This is a genomic window from Advenella mimigardefordensis DPN7 (assembly GCF_000521505.1).
GTDB lineage: Bacteria > Pseudomonadota > Gammaproteobacteria > Burkholderiales > Burkholderiaceae_B > Advenella > Advenella mimigardefordensis.
Window position 1 is genome coordinate 4,062,026 of sequence record NZ_CP003915.1, and the last position, 22,203, is coordinate 4,084,228.

At 53.5% G+C, this 22,203-nt stretch carries 17 protein-coding genes; 3 read left to right on the forward strand and 14 right to left on the reverse strand.

Translation table 11 applies throughout. From position 1 onward, the window contains the following. Positions 1-46: 46 nt before the first annotated feature. The 12 genes from MIM_RS18620 to MIM_RS18675 form a co-directional block, all read right to left on the reverse strand. Positions 47-442, reverse strand: coding sequence for a hypothetical protein (locus MIM_RS18620; RefSeq protein WP_025374274.1), 396 nt, complete (start codon positions 440-442; stop codon positions 47-49). Positions 443-601: 159 nt separating this feature from the next. Beyond that, positions 602-919: a hypothetical protein gene (locus tag MIM_RS18625; protein ID WP_025374275.1), complete on the reverse strand. Its 318-nt coding sequence runs from the start codon at positions 917-919 to the stop codon at positions 602-604. Positions 920-1,134: 215 nt separating this feature from the next. Next, a complete protein-coding gene (locus MIM_RS18630; RefSeq protein WP_025374276.1) occupies positions 1,135-1,518 on the reverse strand; it encodes a DUF596 domain-containing protein in 384 nt (127 codons plus the stop codon). Next, positions 1,515-2,645 (reverse strand): VENN motif pre-toxin domain-containing protein, encoded by a 1,131-nt coding sequence (locus tag MIM_RS18635; RefSeq protein WP_322786695.1) that lies wholly within the window; start codon positions 2,643-2,645, stop codon positions 1,515-1,517. The genes MIM_RS18630 and MIM_RS18635 overlap by 4 nt, the downstream gene beginning before the upstream one ends. Then, positions 2,646-3,278, reverse strand: a complete 633-nt coding sequence (locus MIM_RS18640; protein WP_025374278.1) for a hypothetical protein — start codon at positions 3,276-3,278, stop codon at positions 2,646-2,648. A 281-nt stretch (positions 3,279-3,559) separates the two neighbouring features. After that, positions 3,560-3,973, reverse strand: coding sequence for a hypothetical protein (locus tag MIM_RS18645; RefSeq protein ID WP_025374279.1), 414 nt, complete (start codon positions 3,971-3,973; stop codon positions 3,560-3,562). A 170-nt stretch (positions 3,974-4,143) separates the two neighbouring features. Further along, positions 4,144-13,596, reverse strand: a complete 9,453-nt coding sequence (locus MIM_RS23450) for a two-partner secretion domain-containing protein (RefSeq protein ID WP_025374280.1) — start codon at positions 13,594-13,596, stop codon at positions 4,144-4,146. A gap of 81 nt (positions 13,597-13,677) precedes the next feature. After that, positions 13,678-15,390 carry a ShlB/FhaC/HecB family hemolysin secretion/activation protein gene (locus MIM_RS18655; protein WP_042070554.1) on the reverse strand — a complete coding sequence of 571 codons (1,713 nt, stop codon included), beginning with the start codon at positions 15,388-15,390 and terminating at the stop codon, positions 13,678-13,680. Positions 15,391-15,723: 333 nt separating this feature from the next. Beyond that, the gene (locus MIM_RS18660; RefSeq protein ID WP_025374282.1) at positions 15,724-16,239 is read right to left on the reverse strand and encodes a hypothetical protein; all 516 of its coding nucleotides are present in this window, start codon (positions 16,237-16,239) and stop codon (positions 15,724-15,726) included. A gap of 101 nt (positions 16,240-16,340) precedes the next feature. Further along, the gene (locus tag MIM_RS18665; protein WP_144084688.1) at positions 16,341-16,940 is read right to left on the reverse strand and encodes a hypothetical protein; all 600 of its coding nucleotides are present in this window, start codon (positions 16,938-16,940) and stop codon (positions 16,341-16,343) included. A gap of 42 nt (positions 16,941-16,982) precedes the next feature. Continuing rightward, on the reverse strand, positions 16,983-17,453 hold the full coding sequence (locus tag MIM_RS18670) for a hypothetical protein (protein ID WP_158318754.1): 471 nt from the start codon (positions 17,451-17,453) through the stop codon (positions 16,983-16,985). A gap of 139 nt (positions 17,454-17,592) precedes the next feature. Next, entirely contained in the window at positions 17,593-18,177 is a 585-nt protein-coding gene (locus MIM_RS18675) for a hypothetical protein (RefSeq protein WP_025374285.1), read from the reverse strand. A 252-nt stretch (positions 18,178-18,429) separates the two neighbouring features. Here MIM_RS18675 and MIM_RS18680 point away from each other — a divergent pair, with 252 nt between their 5' ends. Together MIM_RS18680 and MIM_RS18685 are read left to right on the forward strand one after the other, a co-directional pair. Continuing rightward, a complete protein-coding gene (locus MIM_RS18680; protein WP_025374286.1) occupies positions 18,430-19,020 on the forward strand; it encodes a DUF4202 domain-containing protein in 591 nt (196 codons plus the stop codon). A 138-nt stretch (positions 19,021-19,158) separates the two neighbouring features. Beyond that, positions 19,159-19,413, forward strand: a complete 255-nt coding sequence (locus MIM_RS18685) for a type II toxin-antitoxin system ParD family antitoxin (RefSeq protein WP_322786658.1) — start codon at positions 19,159-19,161, stop codon at positions 19,411-19,413. Positions 19,414-19,445: 32 nt separating this feature from the next. Here MIM_RS18685 and MIM_RS18690 read toward each other — a convergent pair whose 3' ends face one another. Together MIM_RS18690 and MIM_RS18695 are read right to left on the reverse strand one after the other, a co-directional pair. Further along, positions 19,446-20,633 (reverse strand): MFS transporter, encoded by a 1,188-nt coding sequence (locus MIM_RS18690; RefSeq protein ID WP_025374288.1) that lies wholly within the window; start codon positions 20,631-20,633, stop codon positions 19,446-19,448. A gap of 19 nt (positions 20,634-20,652) precedes the next feature. Beyond that, positions 20,653-21,423 carry an SDR family NAD(P)-dependent oxidoreductase gene (locus MIM_RS18695; RefSeq protein WP_025374289.1) on the reverse strand — a complete coding sequence of 257 codons (771 nt, stop codon included), beginning with the start codon at positions 21,421-21,423 and terminating at the stop codon, positions 20,653-20,655. A gap of 152 nt (positions 21,424-21,575) precedes the next feature. On the opposite strand from MIM_RS18695, the gene MIM_RS18700 reads away from it, so the two are divergent. Next, positions 21,576-22,121, forward strand: a complete 546-nt coding sequence (locus MIM_RS18700) for a TetR/AcrR family transcriptional regulator (RefSeq protein ID WP_245592770.1) — start codon at positions 21,576-21,578, stop codon at positions 22,119-22,121. Positions 22,122-22,203 lie beyond the last annotated feature (82 nt).

Here is a 22,203-nt window from a genome sequence, read left to right on the forward strand (position 1 = left end):
ACTTCAGAATACTGTCCGAAAAAACGATGCCACTTCTGCCAAAAGGTTACTCTCCACAATTAAAATGCTGATAACGTTTTTTGAGCATATTCATGGATTGATTTATAAATTCTTTATCACGTGGGTATTCACGTATATAACTATCCGATACAACCTGCATCAGTTCAACAAACTTTTGAGGGCGCAATGTTGAGCTTTCATGACCTCCAATGATAAACGTTACATTGTCGAATTCGTTTGGGTCATCAATATCGTTGTCCAAAACATATTCTAATCCTTCAGAAACAACACATCCCAACCCTCTAGACGCATCAAAAATAAACTGTCGAAAATTCAATTTTTTTTCTATATACATTACTTCTAGAAAACAATATAAATCACCGCCCCCATTATCCAGAAGATACTGTTCCACTTTTTTCAACCAAACTAAATCATTTGTCATTTAGTATTCCTTGGGGGCATTTTAATAAACGCATTACTTATTTCACCTGTTCTCGGATTTTTAGCGACTCCAATGGACTATTTGCGTCACGTTCTGAACGTGGTTGCCGAGCACCCGGTTAACCGTATTGATGTGCTATCACCCTGGAAGACTTTTTTATTAGTAAAAAGAATCATCTAATTGCCCTTCAGATTTCAGAATATCAACGAACCTCTTATACGCTGTTTCATCTAACTCAAGTAAATCATCTAATAATGATTCTTGAATCAAGTCCCAGTGATGGACACTCTTTGCATCACCCTTCGAAAAGAAAACTGTTTTGAAACCGATATTATTATCAATAATCGCCACATCCTCCGCTTTATATGCCTGTAAGCCACCATAATTTTTAGGCATTCCATAAAAATAGGTTTCCTTACCGAACCAATATATGGAGAAAATGTCAACACTAAACCCATCCGGTTCCCGAATTCTCATTTAACCTCTTCCTTTATCGTATCTACAAGTTGTGTCGAAGCCGGTTGAATCTTTTAAGGTATCCGGGACCAAGCAAATTAAAAAAATTCGACATAAATGTATCTGCTCTTTATAAGATTTTTATGTTCCGCAACTTTTCTCTCCGCTTTAACCAATTATCGACAATCTGTATTAACAATCGATCCTTAATCTTTGAATCGCAATATGAGAGCTGCTCAAGTCCACTCCATAAAACCGTCTTCGTAGACCCATACGAACCCGCCTTGGGCCCAGTAACAAAGTAAGCCGTCGACCTCAATCAGCTGAAAATCTGCCTTGTCTAATTGACTCTCGTCCCTCGGCCAACGATCCGAATACCGCTGAATTTGTTCCTCTATTGTTCCGTCCCAAAAAACGCCACTAGAAGCTATCTTCACTCGCCCTTCTTTCATTAAACGGCACATAGCGGAAAGAAAAAATTGTTTACGGTCCTCATATGAGGCATTTCTTACTCTATCATTGTCATTTGCTTCATCCCAAAGGGCAGCAGCACTACTTCCCTCAATCCCTCGTATTATTTCTTGCCATTCATCATCTGTAAATTCGAGTATTTCTTTCATCTAAACTTCACCTCTATACGCCTGTGGTTGAGTATACGTCCATTAATCTCATGACCTTTTAGTCCATTTATTTCTATTGTCCATTTCGCTCCGGTGCTGTCCACGGAACTGGAGCCACTCCGCAAATTGTAGGTCAATCCGTCCTTGTCGATCGTATAGCGAATTCCAGGATTACCATAGACATCAATAGCCGCCATGGGCTTTGCCGTAGGCAAGGCCTCGATGCCCGCCAAATCTTTAAAGTACTGCAGCACTTTGCCTTGCGGAACACCGTCAAATACTGGCGCATTCTTACTAAGTTCAGGGTTAGCTGTGTACTGCTTTCCGTCAATCGTAATCTGCGCTTTTCGAGTACGACTAGCACCACCCGTGAAATTGTCAAACAGTTCCCGCTTCTTGTCCTGTCGTTGCGCCTCGCTCAGTTTGGAAGACGATAGTGATTTCGTTGAAACAGATGGCGACTGTGCCTCGGCAGGATTTTTGCCAGCGGCAATTTGTTCCTTATGCTGTTTAACATTAGGGCTAGGCTGACGAATGCCTACTTTGCCGTTTCCTGCGCTTCGTCCTTTTGGCATACCAACCATCGAAGGCAGAGCCGCTGCCACGATTTGCGCCGTTTCAGTATCCAGCCCCATCGCCTCTAAACGTTTGGTCCAGCCATACTCAGCCGTAAGGCTTGCCGCTTCCCTATCCAACATATAAACAGCAGGCATATAGTCACGGAACTTGCCAGGCAGTGTTTTGTCTGCGTCCAATCTCTTTATTGTTGTATCGAAAGCATCCCACTGGTCAACCAAATAGCCATATTTTTCCCGGCACTGCTCAGGCGATGCTGAGCATACAGCCATCATTTCCTCCTGCTGTTGAATATTGGTGTCCACCATGTCCTGGATGACTTTCTTGCACGACTCTCCTGAACAATTTCGAGCCCGTTGTGCAAAGCCTTCCAGTTGGCTCGAAGTCAGATAATTATTCTCCACCGCCGTTCGCCCGGCAACGCCACCGCTTACAAAGCTCTGTCCATTGCCGCCAACAGCCCCGCTCAGCCCGGCACCAGCCAGACCAGCGATCGAACTCACCATCTCCTTCTCATCCGGCGTCAGTTGGCTAACGTCTTTGCCATAGATCTAGCTGGCCGCAACCGGCGCAGCCGCTTCAGCGCCGGCTGCAGCCAGTGCATTTCCGGCGATGCTATTGCCGGTCGCGGCAGCCACTATCGCGCCCAGGCCGGCGTGCGCCAGGTAATGGCCCGCAGTGCCTTCCTTGCCCGTCTGCTTAAACTGTTTGCCGATTTCCCCTGCGATGGTTGGGCTGGCTGCAGCTACCAGCGATCCGCCCAGGCTGTTGGATGGGGTTGCCAGCCCGGCAGAGACGGTTTCCAGGATCCAGGCGTAGTTGCGTAGTGTGGCGTTGCGTTCGTCGCGCTCTTTTTCGCTGATCAGTCCGGCCTCAAATTGCGCGTCGTTGCTGGCGATGCGCGTTTTAAGTTCACCGGCCGCCCGCTTGCTGTATTTGCTGAAGTCCTGCGAGACTTCTCTTTGCAGGTCGATTTCTTTTTGTACCGCTTCTTTGTCAAAGCTGTTGCCCAGACCGGTGTAGCCCAGCGCTTCGTCGCTCGTGAGTGGCGTCTTTATTTCAACAATGGTTTCGGCAGCGGATTTGCCCGTGCTTGTTTGCTGTGCTTCGGGCTGGGTAATGATGATGTTAGCGGTGTTGATGCCGCTTTGGTGACGCTGGTCTCGTTGCTGCTGACCGACCAATATCCCATGCTGGCGATCAGGCCCTTGCTGACTCCACGACTGGTGCCACCCATGGGGCTGCCATCGCCAGCAATTTCCATGCTGGCGGCCTTGAAGCGGCTGTAGTTTTTGATATCACGTCCGTCCTGCTTACCGGTGGCGGGGCGGTTTCAGCTTCCTACTCGGCAGAGGCGCTGGAGGTGATGATCGCGCCGGTCAGATCTGTGTGACACGCCACTTCAATCTGATAGCTTTGGTCCTGTATTTCAGTGATAAGCCTCCACCACAACAACTATTAACACTTAACGCAACCAAAATGGTGGGTCATCGTTTGTCAGCGCATCGTAAAGCTCTAAAGGAAGCCGCTCGTCATCTATATAATACGGGACATCCGTAACACCCACTTTTAACGGTACATATTCGCCCCAGTTCTTATAGAAAACCTTAGCAGATTCTATGCAATGTTCTATTGCATCCAGGTTTTTTAGATATTTTTTATCTAACATCAAAGCCGGATTGCTTCTTAAGCTACTTACTAGTTGAGATACTTTATCAAGATCATCATATGCGATATATTTCCTGTAAAGCCTATCAAGTATTTCTAAATCTTCGCGAGATACTAATTTCCCACGAAGATAATTAAAAAATTCCTCCATTTCTGCAGGAGTTCCTACTTCGAACATCGAACTTCCACCCTTAAAACCGACGTTTTTCATATTCATTTTCCTTTGAACCTTATGTCTTTAGATTTTAACGCGCCGTTAGATTTCCGCACAATACCAAGAACTATTGCCTCTTCCTGAGATGATGATATTGTTTGCCCTCGACTATCAATAATTACCTGTTGAGTCATTCCCTTCGGCAAATGCAATTGACGTTCAGTCGCCTATTTTGCAACATTGTTTACTAGGCTCTGCTGATTTTTTGCTAGGTCGTAGTTTTTTACTTCTATGCTACATACATTACCTAGGCACCAATCAGGTCGAACACTGCCTTTTGTCCCATAAGGAACCTCTTTCCCATCTTTAAAACTTACTTGCGGCCGCCACCCTTCTCCAAGATCTTTTCCGATGGCAATTTCCGATTCTCTGTGGCTTGGCCTTTTTGATTCTATTGTTTGTTTTATATCGGTGACTTGTTTTATATCAGGTATGTTTTTCCCAACATCTACTACAGATGCCGCTTTTTTAGCAAGCGTTTTAGCAACGATTTTCTCTACAAGGACTACGCCCGATCTTGCCAATCCGGCGCCTCCTGTGGCCAACGCTGCTGCATCTACAAATAACTTACCCGTTTCAACACCCGCTTTAAATGATCCTGCGGCCCCGGCTCGCTCATACTCCGTCGCCAACCTTTCAATCCGTTCGATATACGACTGTGTGATACTGTCAGCAACCGTGCCAACCAAGTCTCCACCCATAACCAACGACATTATCGCTTCGAGGGTTTCAATTGGGCTGAGGCCCATTTTCACGAAGGCTTCCATGCCTTCGTACATCGAGGCAGGAACACCGGCAACCATGCCTGCTGCAAAAGTGCCATCTTGACCCAGATTGATCGCCGTCCATTTGACGCGAGTACTTACTCTGCAAACCGGAGTCAGGCATTCTGAGTACTCTTTCTCGCGTTGAGCTTGCTGCGCGCTGCTCAAATAGTTATTCTCCACAGCCGTGTGCCCTACCACACCGCCGCTTACCAGGCTACGGCTGTCTCCACCAACAGCGCCTGATAATCCTGCCCCAGCCAGACCGGCAATCGAACTCACCATCTCCTTCTCATCCGGCGTCAGCTGACTCACATCTTTCCCATAGATCCAGCTAGCCGCTACCGGTGCAGCCGCTTCAGCGCCGGCAGCAGCCAGTGCATTTCCGGCAATGCTATTGCCAGTCGCGGCGGCCACTATCGCGCCCAGGCCGGCGTGCGCCAGGTAATGGCCCGCAGTGCCTTCTTTACCTGCCTGCTTAAACTGTTGCCCGATTTCTCCTGCGATGGTGGGGCTGGCTGCAGCTACCAGCGAACCGCCCAGGCTGTTGGAGGGGGTGGCCAGGCCGGCAGACACTGTTTCCAGTAGCCAGGCGTAGTTACGCAACGTTGCATTGCGCTCGTCCCGCTCTTTTTCTGTTATCAGTCCTGCCTCAAATTGCGCGTCATTGCTGGCGATGCGGGTTTTAAGTTCACCGGCTGCCCGCTTGCTGTATTTGCTGAAGTCCTGCGACACTTCTCTTTGCTGGTCGATTTCTTTTTGTACCGCTTCTTTGTCAAAGCTATTGCCCAGACCGGTGTAGCCCAGCGCTTCGTCGCTCGTGAGTGGCGTTTTGATTTCTACAATGGTGTCAGAAACGGACTTTCCGGTACGTTCCTGTTGTGCTTCGGGCTGGGTAATGGTGATGTTGGCCGTGTTGATGCCGCTGCGCGTGACGCTGGAATCATTGTTGCTCACCGAGCCAAAACCCATATTGGACTGAAAGCTTGTGCTGCCGCCAGGCATGAACCCGCCTTCGCCACCAATACCAACGCTGCTGGCTTTCACACGACTGTAATTGTTGACATCGCGCGCTGCCAGCGTGCCTGTGGTCAGGCGATTCTTGCCTGCAGCTTCTGCCTGCGCGCTGGAGGTGATGACCGCGCCTGTCAGGTCGGTGTGGCCGGCTACGTCGATCTGATAGCCCTGGTCTCGTGCAAAGATGCCCGATAGCGCGTTCACACTGGCGTAGTCGGCCGAGATTTTGGATTTCGAGGCGCTGCCTGAGCCGGATGCCCCGTAGCCAATGGTGACTTCACCCTGGGCGTTCACCTGTTTGCCTTTGTAGGTGGAGTTATCCTGCAGGCTTTCTATGGACAGGTCCGCTGCTTTCACCACCACCTGCGAGCCAGTTACCTGTGCGCCTTTCAGGCTGGTGGCCCCGCCGCTGTGCAGCACGGTTTGGCTATTGCGGTCGCCCACATGAGTGTACTCATAGCGGGTTTCATCGCCTTTGCCACTGCCCTTGCCCACATTGGCGCCTACCGTAATACCGATGGCGGCCGAGCCGTTTTCGTAGCCGGCCGATACGCCGATTTTGCCGCCGGCTGAACTGTTTTTGCTGCGCTCCTTATACGTTTGCGCTGCGGCGGTCAGGTTAATCGCATCGTCGGCAATGAGCGTTGTACCTTTTTTGCCAGCAATATCGGAACCCGTGACGGTGATGTCAGAGTCGGCCCCTGCGCCGGTGGCCAGTACTGTGACGGTGTTTTGGGCCAGTACCTGGCTGCCGCTGGTTTGTGTTTGCTCCACTTCGGTACTGCTGCGGCTACTTTGGCTGCCAACGGTAATGGCGATTTTGATGCCGGAAATACTGGCGGCCCCCTTGGCGTCTACCGCCTGCAGCTGCGCCACGGCGTCGCCCATCTTGCCCACTTCCTGCCCGGCCTTGTAGCTGGTCCAGCCGGTATTGGCGGCGGCCATTGCGTTCACGCGGGCGTTTTTGCTTTTGCCGTTTTGTTCGGCAGTACGTATCGCCAGTTGTACGGCTTGGACCACTGGCACTTCCAGACCAATGGTCAGACCGCTTTTCTCGAACTCATGCACCTCTTTGCTGCGCCGCTGGTCTTTGCCCGGGTCTATAAGCACTGCCTTGCCTTTGAGCAGCACATCGCCCTGAGCCAGTACATCTGATCCGCGACCCGTGAGCTGTTCTCCGGCAAGCAATCGGGTGTCGCCTTTGAGGCTGCCCACGCTGCTGCGCGCCTGGCTTTGCATGGTGCCCTCTGCATCCATCCGCGAGGTACTGCTTTGGGATCCGATGGTAAAGCCCAGTGTTCCACCGCTTAGAATGCCGGATTTGGTGGTATTGCGATAATGGTGCTCGCGGCTACTTTCTGTGCCCGCCTCGACCCGAAGGTTGTTTTTGGCGACCAAAGTGGTGTTATTGTCCGAGACCACGTCGCTGGCAACAATATTCAAATCGCGCCCTGCCAGCATACTGACGGTGTCGCCACTCACTGCACTGCCCTGCAGGGTTTGCCGGTGCACATCGCTTTTAATAGTCGATGTTTTTGTTGCCAGGCCACTGCTCTTGCTCTCGTAATTCTGCAGGGTGCCGGACAGCGTTGACGACCCGGCCTCAACGCGAATGTCGCGCCCTGCCTGTACCGCCACAGCGCCCTGCTGGCTGGTCACATCGGCTGCGCGAAGCGAGACATCATTGCGCGCCAGCATACGGATGTCGCCTTCGCTGGCGATCTGCGTGCCCACCTCCTGCGACGTCGCTCTTTGTACAAAATTCCGGGCATCGCTCACCACCAGGTCGCTTTTGCTCGTGGTGAGGGTCTTCAAGGCAAGGTTGTTACCGGCTTGCAAGGTGGTACTGCTGCCCTCGGCCTTGCCGGCATTGGCTACCGCAGCGGCGGTCAGCGTGAGGTTGCGTCCGGCCTGCACCTGCAACTGCCCTGGTTGCTGCGACCCGGTCACGTAAAGACCAGCCAGGCGATCGATGCCGGTATATTGGTAACGGTCCTGACCCGAACGACTGTCCGAATGCGTGAGCGTGCTGGCCACCTCAATATCGCGTCCTGCCTGCAGCTTCAGTGCCTGTTCTGCGGTAATCGCCCCGCCCGTCACGCGGATATCATCTGCGGCGGTGAGCGCAATTTTGTTGGCATTAATGCGCCCACCCGCCATATTTTTGATACTGTCGGCAGTGATATCCACCAACTGTCTGCCGGCAACAGTACCGCTGTTGTATACCGTATCGGCGTCCAGCTTGATGGTGTCGGCAGCGATTAATGCGCCATCGTTACGCAGATCGCCCTTGCGTACCTTCACGTAGACCTGCGGTGCCAGCACCTGCTGCTTCGTACCATCGGGCAGCGTCACCGTTTGCTCTACCAGCCAGACAATATCGCTGGTTAACTGCGCCATCTGCTGGGCGGTCAGTGCAATGCCGGGCACCAGATTGAATTTTTTGGCGAACGTGAGCGCGTTGTTCATCAATGCGCGATATTGCTGCTCATCGTTGTCGTATCCATCCAGGAAGCGACGACCGGTGAGCTGGCCAATCTGCTCATTCACCAGGCGCCGTTCGTAAAAGCCATCGCCCAGCAGTTTGAGGGTATTCTGAGGATACAGATTCAGCTTGTCCAGCATATAGTTTGAGGTCAGCCAGTTGCCGTATTGGGTAAACTGCGGATCGGTCTCGATCAACGGCCCGCCCTCGCTCTGCGGGCGAATCTGGTACAGGCTGGCAGTGGGTAGTGTCAGCCGGGGGATGGTCGTGCGGACAACCGTGCCAGGCCCTGTCTGTGTTTTTTCTGGCTCGGCCAGTGGCACTTCGCTGATGGGTTGGCGTGCCGTTGCGTCCAGCTCGACGGGGGTGACGGGGACAGCGCCGGTTACGGCAATGGGTGAGGGTTGATCTGGAACTGGCGCGATGTTTACCGTGCGGCCGGGGTTGTTTGCGCCCATTTGCACCACGGTCACGCCTGTCGTGATGTGTTCCTCTCGAGGATCTTTATACTTTATCCAGCCTTCGTATCTGTCGCGATTGTTGTGTTTGCGATGCCGTCCAACATCGGTGATCCGACGAATGGCGTTTTCATCATCGATATTGTTAATGGACTGCACCGCGCCTGTCAGTGCCCCGCCGATCAATACCCTGCTTTTATCATTGGTAAACGTGCCACCTGTTAGCGCCAGGTTTTTCCCGATACTGATCTCACCCGGCTTGCTGTGCGTAATACGCGTCTCTTCTATGGTGCGATCGAACTCGAATTGCAGGTACATGTCCTCGTGATAGCCCTGGATATCTCTGTTATATCGTGAGATAAGCTCATTAAGCTGATCATAGCTGGGGTTGTTCTTCATGTACGCTTCCATCGCTGGATTCACAACCCACCAACAATAGCGATTCGGCCCGGTGCTGCATACCTCGATTTCAGGTGCTGGAACATTAGGGTCAGGGGCTGCAATACCGGTTTTTTCCCAAATGGGATCATCGGGTTTGTACAGCAAATCGTAAACGATATTACTCTCAAGGAAACGTCCGCTAGAGGGGTCAAAAACGGGTCTTGGATAGGAAACAAAATAACTTGGCGCAAGGCCTATCCACCGATCATCAAGATAATAGTTGTGGGGGAATCCACGTCTGCCTGAAACCCATTTGATGCGCTTGCCAACTTTAGGCGACTCTGGTTGTCCAAAAATACCCCATAGATGGCCCTCCGGCCCTGCGAAATACAGCATTGATTTATCGTCATCGATCACCAAGGCCAAATCAGTGCCATACCGCTTGTGCACCCTTGGGTCATAAGGACCATCTTCCGGAATAGGCTCGAACTCCACAATCTTTCGGATAACTTCCACCTGCTGCAACTCGGTTCGATAATCCGCATTCACGTTCTTCAGCTGCTCAGCATCAATCGTCGCCGAGCCCGCGATATCAATAATCGATCCGTTATTCACAATCGAAGACGCGGTACCCGTTGCGTGATTGTCTGTATCCAGACTTCGCCCGAAAGCCGCATCCCCGCCGCTATAGATCAGCGCCCCGTTCTGGTTGGACAGGGTTTGCGCGCCGATATCCAGCCGCTCGTGAGCGGCGATGGTGCCGGCCTGGCTCAAGCCATTCTGTGCAGCGGCGTTCAGAATGTCCCTGGCCTGCAGGCCCAGGCGCACGCCGTAAATGCGGCCGGCGCCGATATTGCGGATTTGATCGGCAGCGACCCGCATGTCCTGGCCATTGATCAGGCCCTGGTTCTCCAGCGTACCCGTGGCATTCACGCGGGCTTGTCTGCCTTGAATCTGGCCGGACTGCGCGTTTTGAATATGGCGTGCATTCAGTGTGAGGGTGCCACCAGAGGCCAGCTTACTGTCATTACGTAGATCGCCGGTCGTGGTCAGATCCAGCTGCGATTGGCCGATCAGCGTGTGGGTATTGTGGTAGTCGCCCTTCAGATTCAGTGCCAGCTGGTCTGCCGCCAGGGTTCCCTGCCCGGTTAATTGCCCGCTTTGTACAAGAAGCCTGTTCTGGGCACTGATATAGCCCTGCTCGTTGTTCAGAACCAGCGCGCCCGACGGATCACTGATTCGGGTCGTACCAAGCGAGGTCACAAATCCATTCTCGTTATTGAGTGAGTCGGACAAGGTAAAATTGACCGCCTGCGTTGCTGCGATAAAGCCGTTGCGATTGGACAGTGTGCGGCCGGCCAGTGACACGGTGTCAGCCTGAATGCCCTTTTGCTGTTGCGCCGTGCGGTCACCATTGAAGGTGTTTTCGTTATCGATGGCGGCTGCGTGAATGTCCAGCGAAGCGCCTGCGCGGATCAAGCCGGCGCGGTTGTCAAGGTGGGCAGAGCCCAGCTTCAGACTCATGTCCTTGACGCTTTGCACGTCGCCTTCGCGATTATCCAGAGCTGCAGCCTGAATTTGCAAACTGTCGGTTCCCACCAGCCGCCCCTGACGGTTGTCCAGCCGGCCGGCGATCAAGGTCGCCGCCTTACCCGCGCCGATAGAGCCGAGCCGATTATCCAGATCCGTCGCCTGCACATGCAAGCTGTCAGTGCCCACCAGGCGCCCCTGCCGGTTATCCAACTGGCTGGCGATCAAGGTCGCCGCCTTGCCTGCACCGATAAAGCCAAGCTGGTTGTCCAGTTGCTCCACCGTCAGTTGCAGGGTGCCGCCGCTGGCTACGCCCTTATCCTTGCCGGAATGGGTATTGATCAGGCGATGGCCGGCGGTGTTGATGTCCAGCGCCTGCCCGGCCTGCAGCAGACCCGCATCATTGTTCACCTCGCCACTGCGGATGTGCAGGGTTTGCACAGCCCGCACCATGCCCTGCACATTGTTCAGTACTTCGCCGACGGTATCCACGCTCACTGCGTTGGCATTGATCTTGCCCTGGCGGTTATCCAGTCCCTGACTGTCGCTCTGTAACGCGTTCTTCGCCTGCAAGCGGCCATTCTGGTTGTTCAGGCTGCCAGCCACGTCCAAGGCGAGCGTCTGACCGCTAAGCAATTGCCCGCCTTCGTTATTCAGGCCGGAATCGCTTTGAACACGAATATCTTTTTGTGACGAAAGCAGGCCCTTGCGGTTATCCACCGTGCCTGCCTTAACGGTTAGCGGGCCTTTCAGCACAATGGCGCCCTGCTGGTTGGTGAACAATCCTGTTGTCGCCAGCCACAAGCCGTTCTCACCGGTCACTTCAATCCTGCCCTCGCGGTTATCCAGCGTGCTGGTGCTCAGGCCATCCAGTGCCCGGGCAGTGAGCGTGCCGCGACGGTTATCTACGCCCTGTCCGTTCTGAGCGAGTTGCAGTTCAAAGCGCTCGCCAGCGCGTATATTGCCCGCCTGGTTATCGATACCGCCGGCACGCAACGTCATCCCCGTGCCACTGCGGATATTTCCGGCCTGATTCTCCAACACACCGTTGTCGCTCAGCGCCAGACTGACGTGGCCCGAGTTGCTGCTAATCGTGCCACGGGTGTTGATAAGCCTGCGGCTGGTCACATCCAGGTTCGCAGATTCAGCAGTGGGTGCCGTTTGCAGCACAGCCCCGTCGGTATTGTCCAGGCTGTCGGTCCTGATCTGCAGGTTGGCCGACGTCGCCGCGATCAGCCCGCCCCGGTTGTCCAGCTCACCCGTTTTCAGCACAAAAGGGTTCGCGCCGGTATGCACAAGCTGGCCCTGGCGGTTGCGAATACTGCCGGCGTTCAGTTGCAGATCTTTTGCCTGAATATGGGCATGCTCGGTCGATAACTGTTGGGGGGTGTTGAGCGCCAGCGTGTTTGCCGAGATCTGCGCATTATTGGCCTGCAAGTCACCCTGGCGGGCGTCAAGGCGAATGTGTTCGACTTCTATTTTGCTATCGGCCACAGACAGCTTGTTTGCCTGGGCCAGCAGATCGCCATTCACCTGAATCGTGCCGGAAAGGCCTGCCTGCTGCGTGGCCTGCAAGGCAATGGACCGGCCGGGTGTCAGGCGGTTGCCGCTGGCACTGTCAGACGGCATAGGCTGCCCGTCTGCTGAACCCGGCACCTGCAGCCCCGCCGCCAATTGACTGCCAGAGGCCAGTTCCAGCCGCCCTTGCGCACCGCGTGCGTCCAGCATGATGTTGCCGCCTGACAGAATCTGACTGTTATTCTGCAAGTGCCCGGTGGTCGTAGCAACGGTTTGGGAACGTCCATAGAGCGTACCGTCATTACGCAATGAACCAGATTGCACCTGCAGTTGAGCATCTGAGACCAGATTACCGCGATTGTGCACCTGCCCGTCGCTGGATACGGTCAGATTGCCTGCCGCCTGAATATGGCCGGCATTGTTCACCCCCACCCCTTGTTCAGTTGCCAGCAGGGTAATCTGGCCGGCATACATACCGCCAAGCTCAGCCACATCAATGGCTGCTGGCCGATTATCTTCTTTGTTGCCCTGTGTATTGGCTCCCTCGCGTTTGGCTGTATCCGTTGCGGCAGCATCAATGGTCACAACGCCGGTATCGGCCGCAATCGTGTTGACACCAGCTTTAATATCCAGTTGCTGTGCGCGCAAGGCGCCGGACACTGTGACGGCACGGGCCAGCACATCCACGTATGGCGTCTGGCTGCCATCCATATTGGCGATCTTCACCGATCCACTGCGCACCACGTAGTTATCCAGTGCACCGGTGGCGGGATTCAGATTAGCCTGTCCCGTTGTGAGCACCGCACGATCGGCCTGAATAAACCCGCAGCCGTCACAACTGATACCGGCCGGGTTGGCAATCACCACCTGGGCGCGCTGGCCCGCCACTTCAATGTACCCGTTCAACAGGCTGGGATTGGCCGACTGAACCTGGTTCACGATCACACGGGCGCTATTGGCGGGCAGCAGGGGATTGCCCTGAATCCAGCCAGCCAGCTGGGTTTGCGTGCTGGTAACGGAATTGTTCAGGATGGCGCCCCTTTTTTGCACGTCGAACTGGCTGTAATTATTCATGGAGACGCCCGCGCCATTGGGGGTCTGGATATTGACCTGCGGCAGCCCGTTAGCCGTTGTCACAATCACCGGCTGCGTATGCGCCGGCATGGCTTTATTGGCGACGATCTGGGCTTGAACAGGCTTGCCTGACAGAACCGCGAGCAGACCTGTGGCACCGGCAAGCCATAATGCCTGCGCAAGCGGTCGCAGATTAACAGAAGGCAACCCATTGCCCAGTAGCCACGCTGATGAACCTGCGATATGCCGTCTGCTATTGACGCCGCCTGGCCGACCTGCCGCTTTGGCGGCCCTCCCGCCATGGCTTTTTCCCCAACCGACCACAATGTCGGCAACAACCATCCACTGACCCCGAACCTGATTGAATCGCAAACGATAGCAGCGCTTATTCATACTCACTCACCGATACAAACACTTCGACATAGCCTTGTTGCCATGCCTGCCAGCGAGCGCCGGCAACCATGGCCGTCCGCCTTATATCGAAAAACTGATACTGAAGCCACCCGTGGCAGATGGCGTTTTGAAACCCCGTGGTTTGCTGATTGGCTTACCCAGGAAGAATTCGTATTGCACATGGCTAAACAGGCTGCCACGAAGGCCGATAACCGACCCCACCAGCGAACGCCCCAGCAATCGGCTGGCATGCTGGCCGCTCACGTGACCCGCATCTACACCGGCATAGAATTCGTGCCCGGCAAGACCCAGTCGGTTCAGCGGAAAGGCCAGCTCATTGCGCAGGAACCAGCCCCGGTCGGCCATGAGCACATATTCTCCGCTGAAGCCACGCACGGTATACCGCCCGCCTATGCTGAACTGATCCTGTGCGATCAGCGGCGTCTTGTTCCATTGCGCCTGCCAGGTGCCGGTATAACGGATAGGCTGCTGCCCGATGGCAAACGGTACAGAGGCGTGAACCGACGCACGCCAGATACGTGGCCGCGATGTGCCTTCGTCGTACTGCTCTTCCGGCGCCCGACGCGCGTTACCCGCGCCGGTACCGCGGCGGTAGGACAGGTTCAGATCAAGCGTTGCCTGGCCAATGTATTCGCGATGATTGAAGCCCGCTTCCCAGCCGGCCATGCGTCGGTGCTGAACCGCGATTTCCGCATCATCAATAAAATTGCGCGATTGACGAGCCCAGGCTTTTACATAGACACTGAATTTCCTTCTTGCATCCCGATACGCCTGGCGGCTCAATGTGAGATCCAGCCTGCGACTGCGGCCACTGTACACATAGCTTTCATTGATGCCGGCCACAGGCTGGCGATAGTTAAAGCTGGAACCGTTCACGCTGAAGAACCAGTAGCCAAAAGGAATCGAGTAATGCAGTGTGCTGTCTTTTGCCAGCCGCGCTCCACCTGCCGATGAGCCAAGGCTGCGCGTATGGCTAACGTAAAATAAATCGTTCAGTGTAAACAGATGATCCAGCGAGAACGCCAGATTCCCCTGATAGCGCCCCGTACTCTTGCTGCCCGCATCGTCGAACGTTGCCATCAGGCGTATCGGGCGCGACTGCTGCCAGTTGATAATCAGGTCGCTTTGCCCCGGCTCGCTCGCGGGCGCGATCTGAATATCAGCCTGAACGGTGGGTAAGCGCCGGAAATTCTCCAGACCCTGTTCCAGATCGCGGATATTCAGTAAATCGCCCTCGGAAACCGGCAGCGCATTCCAGCGGTGTGCCCGGATATCTGACGTGTCGCTAAAGCGAATGCCCTGAACGCGACCGGGAAGAAGCGATAACACCAGTTGCCCGCTACCGATGTTTTGCGGCGGCACCATCACGCGACTGGTGATATAGCCGGCAGCCATAATACGGTTCTGAACGTGATTGGCCAAGAGCTCAATACCCTGGGCACCCAGACACTGACCTATTGGCGACGGCAACTGATCTGTCGCGCTCCCGCGGGCAAGGATCTCATCCAGTGCCCAGGCAAAGCGCCCGGCCGAGTCACCGGCCAGGGTAACGCTGCTGATGGGGAAACATGGTGTTTCTGCTGGGTAACGAGTGCGGTCCGCAACGGGAACGTCGGAAACAGGAGGGGTGACCTCTGCGGACGGCAGGCGGCTTTGAAGAAATTGCTGCTGTTGCTGCTGTTGTCGTTGAATATGCTGGGCGTCCAGCCTGTTATCGCGCAGGGTTTGCGCCTGAGCTGTCCCACCGCCTAGGCCGCTGAACAGGATCAACATACAACCCAGCCACAGCCGGTCGTGTATATAGTGCCTTTGGCGCAAACGGCGTGAAGAGTAGAAACCTTTCCGCTTTCTTAGCGGCTGACCATTTTGATACTTTAGAACTGAGCAATACACCATCGCTGCCTGCAAATGTGATGACTATTTGCGGGCATTCTAAAAGTAGTGCTGTCAAAAGTAATTTACATGGATCAAAAAAACACGCAAAAAAACGGTCATATATGCTTGCTGTGCGCTGTGACGCTATCCGGACGGCAATATTCGCCGATGGTTCATTTCCACGAACAACACCGCGATTCCACTGGCATTTTGCAGCGCAATAACAGTAGATTACTCAGGAGGCGTAAAGTCGATATTGAAAAACAGGAATGCAGTAGCGTTGTTTTCTTCATCGGTACCAACAAATGCAGAACTGGATATGGGGTACCAATTTTTTGGTAAAAGCGCATCCATCAGAACTAAAATCACATCGCCATATATCGTGGATTTCAGATGTAATGGACGAATCGATTCGATCTCGTATTGTTCAATGTCGGGATGAGCAACAGCGCCCAGCAAGCGCTTTGCCGGAACAGGAAGAAGATTGTCAAATTCAGGATAGTATTCGCCCGGGACCAGTTTCTGCCGAAACGCAATACTTGAAATAACCCCAGCCCCATTACAAATGACATCAAAAGTGACACCGGCATTGTCATTAAAATAGATCCTGGCGTCTTCGCGAAGCGTTAACCAGGGAAGCGATTCTGCGCCAGATGCTTGCACCTCGGCGTTGTAGTAGAAGCAATGAAAAGTGTCATAGGCACAACTTGCGTCTGGAATTTCATTTTCAGTAAGATTTATACGCATACATTACCAGTTTATTGTTTCCATACTTCATGAGTTGCAACGCTTTCAACCCAATAAGCAGGATGCGAGTTACGCGATGTTGATCTTCTGCGCACAGAGCATTATTCAGGCCCATCATTTTTATCCAGTGCATCATAATAGGCCTGAAGTTGCAAGCGGCTTGGCCCTTCGCCTGTGCGCGTACAGAAATCATAATAATCAGGCTCGACCTGCCCGACTTCAATGCCACGAACCAAAAATGCATTCAAGAATTGTATGACAGTTGATCGAGCGACTTGACTCATGTCGGCGCGGAAACAGATTTGGTCAATTTCATCATCAGGACCGGTCACTCCACGACGGCTTGTATAGATTAGAACCGACGAAAAGCAGTTCAGTTTATCTGATACGTCGCGACAAGCCGGTAAATCCTCTGTATTTTCGAGAAGTGTTACCTTCGCGCCTCGCCGTTGTCCCGGTATCCAGAAGTCGAGCATCAACGGATCACCCCAGCTTTCTTTATCCTGATCAGCGGCCTGTAATGGCACACACTGCACCCAGGTTTCTTCCCCAAGTGCCTCCTGGGCGGCGGCTGCCCAGTAACGCTCCAGCATCTTGAAAGAAACCTCGTTAGTACGAAAATCCGTGAACGGAAACAGCGGATGGCACAGTATCTGGTCTAGTTTCATCTTTCTATCTCTTGCAACGATGTCGTTATTCATCCAATGTAGCGTTCCGCAAGCTCAACTGGCAGGTTCGCTGCGTTAATCCGCCGTGGACGGAAACTTGAAGCCGTCAGTATCGATCGGCACAAGGCGCAGCGTTTTTACTGGCGGCGGTCCTTCAGTGACAGGATAGAGAATCAGTCCATGGGGATAACTGAAGTGACTGACATAGAAGAGAGCCAGCGCATCTTCCGGGGCAGCCTTTCCTTCTTCGGTTTCAAGCCGGAAGCGTCCGCGATACAGCATCGTCTGGTCACGATATTCGCCTTCGAAAATGTTGGCAGCAACACTGGACACACGGCAGGCACGTGCCCAACCATAGCCGTCTACGCCTCCTACAAGAATGAGGTCTTCACTCAGTGGCTCGCCCCACACACGTTCAACTGTCCTGATTTCCCAAGATGGAACCGAGGCCCTTTCCAACGGATACTCCCGGACGCAGTTTTGACTAACCGGCATGAGGCTACCCGCCGTAGATTCTGCAATGATCCACAACGATACCACTAACATAAGAATATGCGATTGTCTTAACAAGTCCATTTAATCACTTTGTATTCAAGCCTGGGCGCTATTCAACATCACTGCTGATCGCGTTACCGCTTACTACATTGAATGGAACAGCACCAAGGTGCCAGCATTTCCGCCTTTTTTATTTGCCAGGCTGGTCGACTAAAGCTCTGGCTTTTCGTAACGTATAAAGGCCTACCCAGAATAAACCTAATATCAAAAAGTTGTAAAATCTGAAGTACGGCTTATAGCAACTGAAATCAGCAAAAAATGGATCGGCCATTTTTCTTAATCTATCTGAAATTGAATCAACGGCCCGGCCCGGTTTAATCAGCCATCTATCTTTGTCCCGGGTAATATCTACTAATCCAATTGCAGCAAAAACGTCATTAACCTGTACTAAATCTTCACCGGCTTTATATTGACTGAGATATTTTTCCGGCAATAAACACAAATTGTTGGTCGCCATCCCAAGCCACAACGTATTGCTATTTTCGGCATTGCCCTTCGCAGTATACCGGTTATCGAAAATATCCATTAACTTACCAGCAGCCCTCGCTGGCAAAATGAGGCACGACTCTGTCTCGCATACGGGCACAGACTCCACGAGCCGCTGAGAACCGCGACCATAGTCATATAGTCCTAAAGAAAAAACGACCGCCGAGCCGCAGAATGCCAAAATGGCGATTAACCTGAAAATTGCACGCTTGTTATTATCACGAAACATAACTCTCGTTCACTTCCCTATTGAACATTTCCTGTACTTTAATATAGAACCGTCACAATACCCACATCAATCCAGATTGGGCGGCTTCAAAGTATAATGACTCAACGAAAAGCACAATATAGTTCAAATTGTACAAATGCTGTTAACCCTTGTGCTCTACCGCTGTACCCGCGCGATCACACACTGATAGCATAATTATCACCAATGTGATCAAATCCATACTTATCAACAGCAACACCCAAAGACCAGATCATGACATCCCCCTCCAGCCTGGACCAGGCATACAGCGCCTTTGACGCCGTCAATAAGACCGACCCCAACGCATTCAACTGGGAGGGTGAAGCGTGGCCGCGTGAGTTGTTTCTGGCGGAAAAACTGACCGAATGGGTTCTGAAACTCGCCCCAAATGCGCCTGAACCCCTGAAGCTGGCTGCACGCTGCCAGCATATCGGCCGCTGGCAGATCCCCCGACGAGACTATCCCGAAGGACGTATCGGCTACCTGACCTGGCGCAAAGCGCTGGCCCAACACCATGCGGATATGGCATCTGGCATACTGCGCGACCTGCAGTACGATGAGCCAACCATCGAGCGTGTGCGCGTGATCGTCCTCAAGCGCGGCATCAAGCAGGATCCCGATGTCCAGGTGATGGAAAACGCTCTGTGTCTGGTGTTCCTGCAATATCAGTTCGAGTCATTCCGACTGGATAATGAAGAGAAGATTGTGAGCATTATTCAGAAATCATTGCTTAAAATGGATGAGGCCGGGCGCCAGCAGGCACTGACAGTGGAGTACAGTCCTGCTGGGCTTGCGGTCATTAATGCGGCGCTGGCGGGGTTGTAGCTTGAGAGGGCTTCAGGCGTGACTACGGTTGACTGATGTTGACGTTTGGCTACGCTCGCTCGTGTCGGAATAAGGGTTGCCGAGCGCGTTCAGAGCAAAATACAATAAAAGAGTATTTTCTTTGATCATAGTAAAGTCATGATGCCGACACGTATTGCCCTGGATAGCCATTTTGAACTGTTCATCCGCCAGCAGGTAGAGTCGGGCCGTTATAACAATGCCACCGAAGTCGTGCACGCCGGTTTACGTCTGCTGGAAGAACAGGAACGCCGCAACAACGTCAAACAGAACGAGCTTCAGCAGTCTATCGCGATCGGCATGCAAAGTGGAGATGAAAAAGACGCAGGCGACGTATTCGGTCGTCTTCAGGCCAAGTACAAAAATCAATTGTGACCCTGATCAGATGTTCCTTACCGTCGCGCACGTTATACACACTCCGACTGTAACGCCCCCACCCCTTTCACGGTCTCCGTACCGCTCCTTTCCTTCAGTACCAACGGCACCACACTCAACACGCCAATCACTGCCAGCCCCGCGCCCACCCATAGTGGGGCGCGCATACCAAAATCCAGGCTGATGCCCAGACCACCCAGCGCAGATCCAGCAAACAGCCCAATATTAATAACCGATGCGTGTACCGTGTTCACCAACGGACTCGCACTGGCAGACTTGATCACGCGCGCCACCATGGCCGGATTCAGCGCCACACCGGTCAGGCCGATCAGTATCAAAGCACCCAGAGCGACAGGCTTCAGTTGACCCAAAATCGCGAAGGCAACCAGAGCGGCAGTAAGTATCACCTGACCCCAGAACAGAACCTGCATGGTGTGGCGATCAGCCAGTCGGCCCACAATAAAGTTGCCTACCACCGTTGCAGCGCCATAAAGCATCAGCAACAAAGGGATGGTTGAAGCGTCATAACCACTGACGTTCAGCAGGATAGGAGAAAAATAGCTGAAGGCAGCAAAGGTTGCGCCGATGATCAGGGCACTGGTGCCATAGGCAGCCCATAAGCGACCATTTTTCAATGCGACCAGTTCCGCCAGCGCACTGGTACGCTGGTCAACCCGCGAGGCGGGCAATGTGATGGCCAGCAGCACTCCCGATGCTGCAGTCATCGCCGCCACCAGCCAGAATACGAAACGCCAGCCGAACGCCTGCTCCAGAGCAGTGGCTGCCGGTACACCAAACACAGTTGCAAACATCAGACCGCTGATCACGATGGCGGCCGAGCGCGCCACCTTGCCGGGTGCCACCATCTGGGCACAAATAGCGAGTGCAATACCAAAACACGCCGACGCAGCAACACCGCATAATATGCGCCCGACCACCATAATTTCATATGTGGTTGCAGCGGCGGCGACCGATTGCCCGATGGTATACACGCCGATAAGCACCAGCAATGCGCGCTTGCGTGACACGTTCAACAGAGCCAGCATCAGAACAGGCCCGCCAATGACCATGCCGCCCGCGTAATAGGAAATCAGATAGCCCACTTCAGACACCGAGACATTCAGCGCATGGGCAAGAGAAGGCATCATGCCTGCCACCATGAACTCTGACGTGGTCAGCGCAAAAACGGCGAGCGCCAGAAAGTAAACAATAACAGGCATGTTTTGTTGATCCTGAATCTTAGACATTTGCGCCGCCATCAATCAGCAGGCTGGCGCCGGTTATGGAGCGTGCCGCATCGCTGGCCAGATAGACAGCCATGGAAGCGATTTCTTCGGGCTTGTTGAAACTGTCGATTGCACGCAGGCCGCGCTGCCCTTCCGCATGAGGGCCGCTGGCCGGGTTCATATCGGTGTCGGTCGAACCAGGCTGAATAATATTCACTGTGATACCACGTGGCCCCAGATCGCGCGCTGCGCCTTTGGTGAGCCCCCACACCGCAGCCTTGCTCATGGCGTAAAGCGACATACCCGGACTGGGTACTTTTTCAGCCAGATTGCTGCCGATATTGATAATGCGTCCGCCTTCGGTCATCACCTGCGCCGCGCGCTGGATGGCGGCAAAAACCGCACGGGCGTTCACGCCCATCTGACGCTCATAATCATCCAATGTGAACTCGCCGGTTGGCTTCAATTCGAAAATACCCGCGTTATTCACCAGAATATCCAGCTTGCCAAAATGCGCAGCGGTTGTGGAAACCGCTTCCTGCACAGCAACGGGATCCAGGCTGTCCACCTGCAAGGCCAGTGTTGCCGGGGCCGATTGTGAGCTCGCAGTAGATGTGCTTTTTGCCGCATCCAGCTCAGCCGCCAGTGCCTGCGCCGCCGCGCCCGAGCTTGAATAGGTGAAGGCAACGCTGGCGCCTTCCCTTGCCAGGTGACGCACAATGGCCGCGCCAATTCCACGTGAACCGCCGGTAACCAGCGCTGTTTTTCCTGAGAGCAGAGACATAACGATTTCCTTTTTTAATGATCGTTATATAATCCTAAATTGGAATAATGCACTGCGTCAACATATTTTTTGAACAATCGTTATAATATTTAATTATGGTAACCAGAGGCCGCCCCCGCAACTTCGACAGAGATGCTGTTCTACGCGCCGCCATGCAGCTGTTTCAGGCGCATGGCTACGAAGGTACATCCATGGCAGACCTTACAGCGGCCATGGGTATCCCCGCGCCCAGCCTTTACAACGCGTTCGGCAACAAGGAAGGCTTATTCAGGGAAACAGTTCAGTATTACGTCTGTCATGACGGCAGTGCAACCGCCCGTGCCCTGCGTGAGCAGCCAACGGCGCGCAAGGCAATTGAAATAATGATGCGCGAGGCACTGGGGCCCGCCACCGATACGCGCCCGCCGCAGGGTTGCCTGGTGGTGCTGGGTGCCACCAATTGCGCCGAGGAACACCGCGAGGTGGATGATTTTCTGAAGGGACTGCGCCGGGGCAATGACGAAGCCATCCTGCAGCGGTTATGCAGAGCACAGGCTGAAAAGGAAATACCAGACTCCGTGGATACGGCGGCACTGGCCAGTTTTTATGCCACGCTGATGAACGGCCTTGCCATACAGGTACGCGATGGCGTGCCGCGTGCAGTACTTGAAAAAGTAATAGAAACGGCCATGGCCGCCTGGCCGGGTCAAACGAACTAACTATCGATTTTCCGGTTTACACATCGTATTCACCGCAAAATTTGCGGTGAATATAGCCGGTAATCTCCGCAATGTCCCGTCA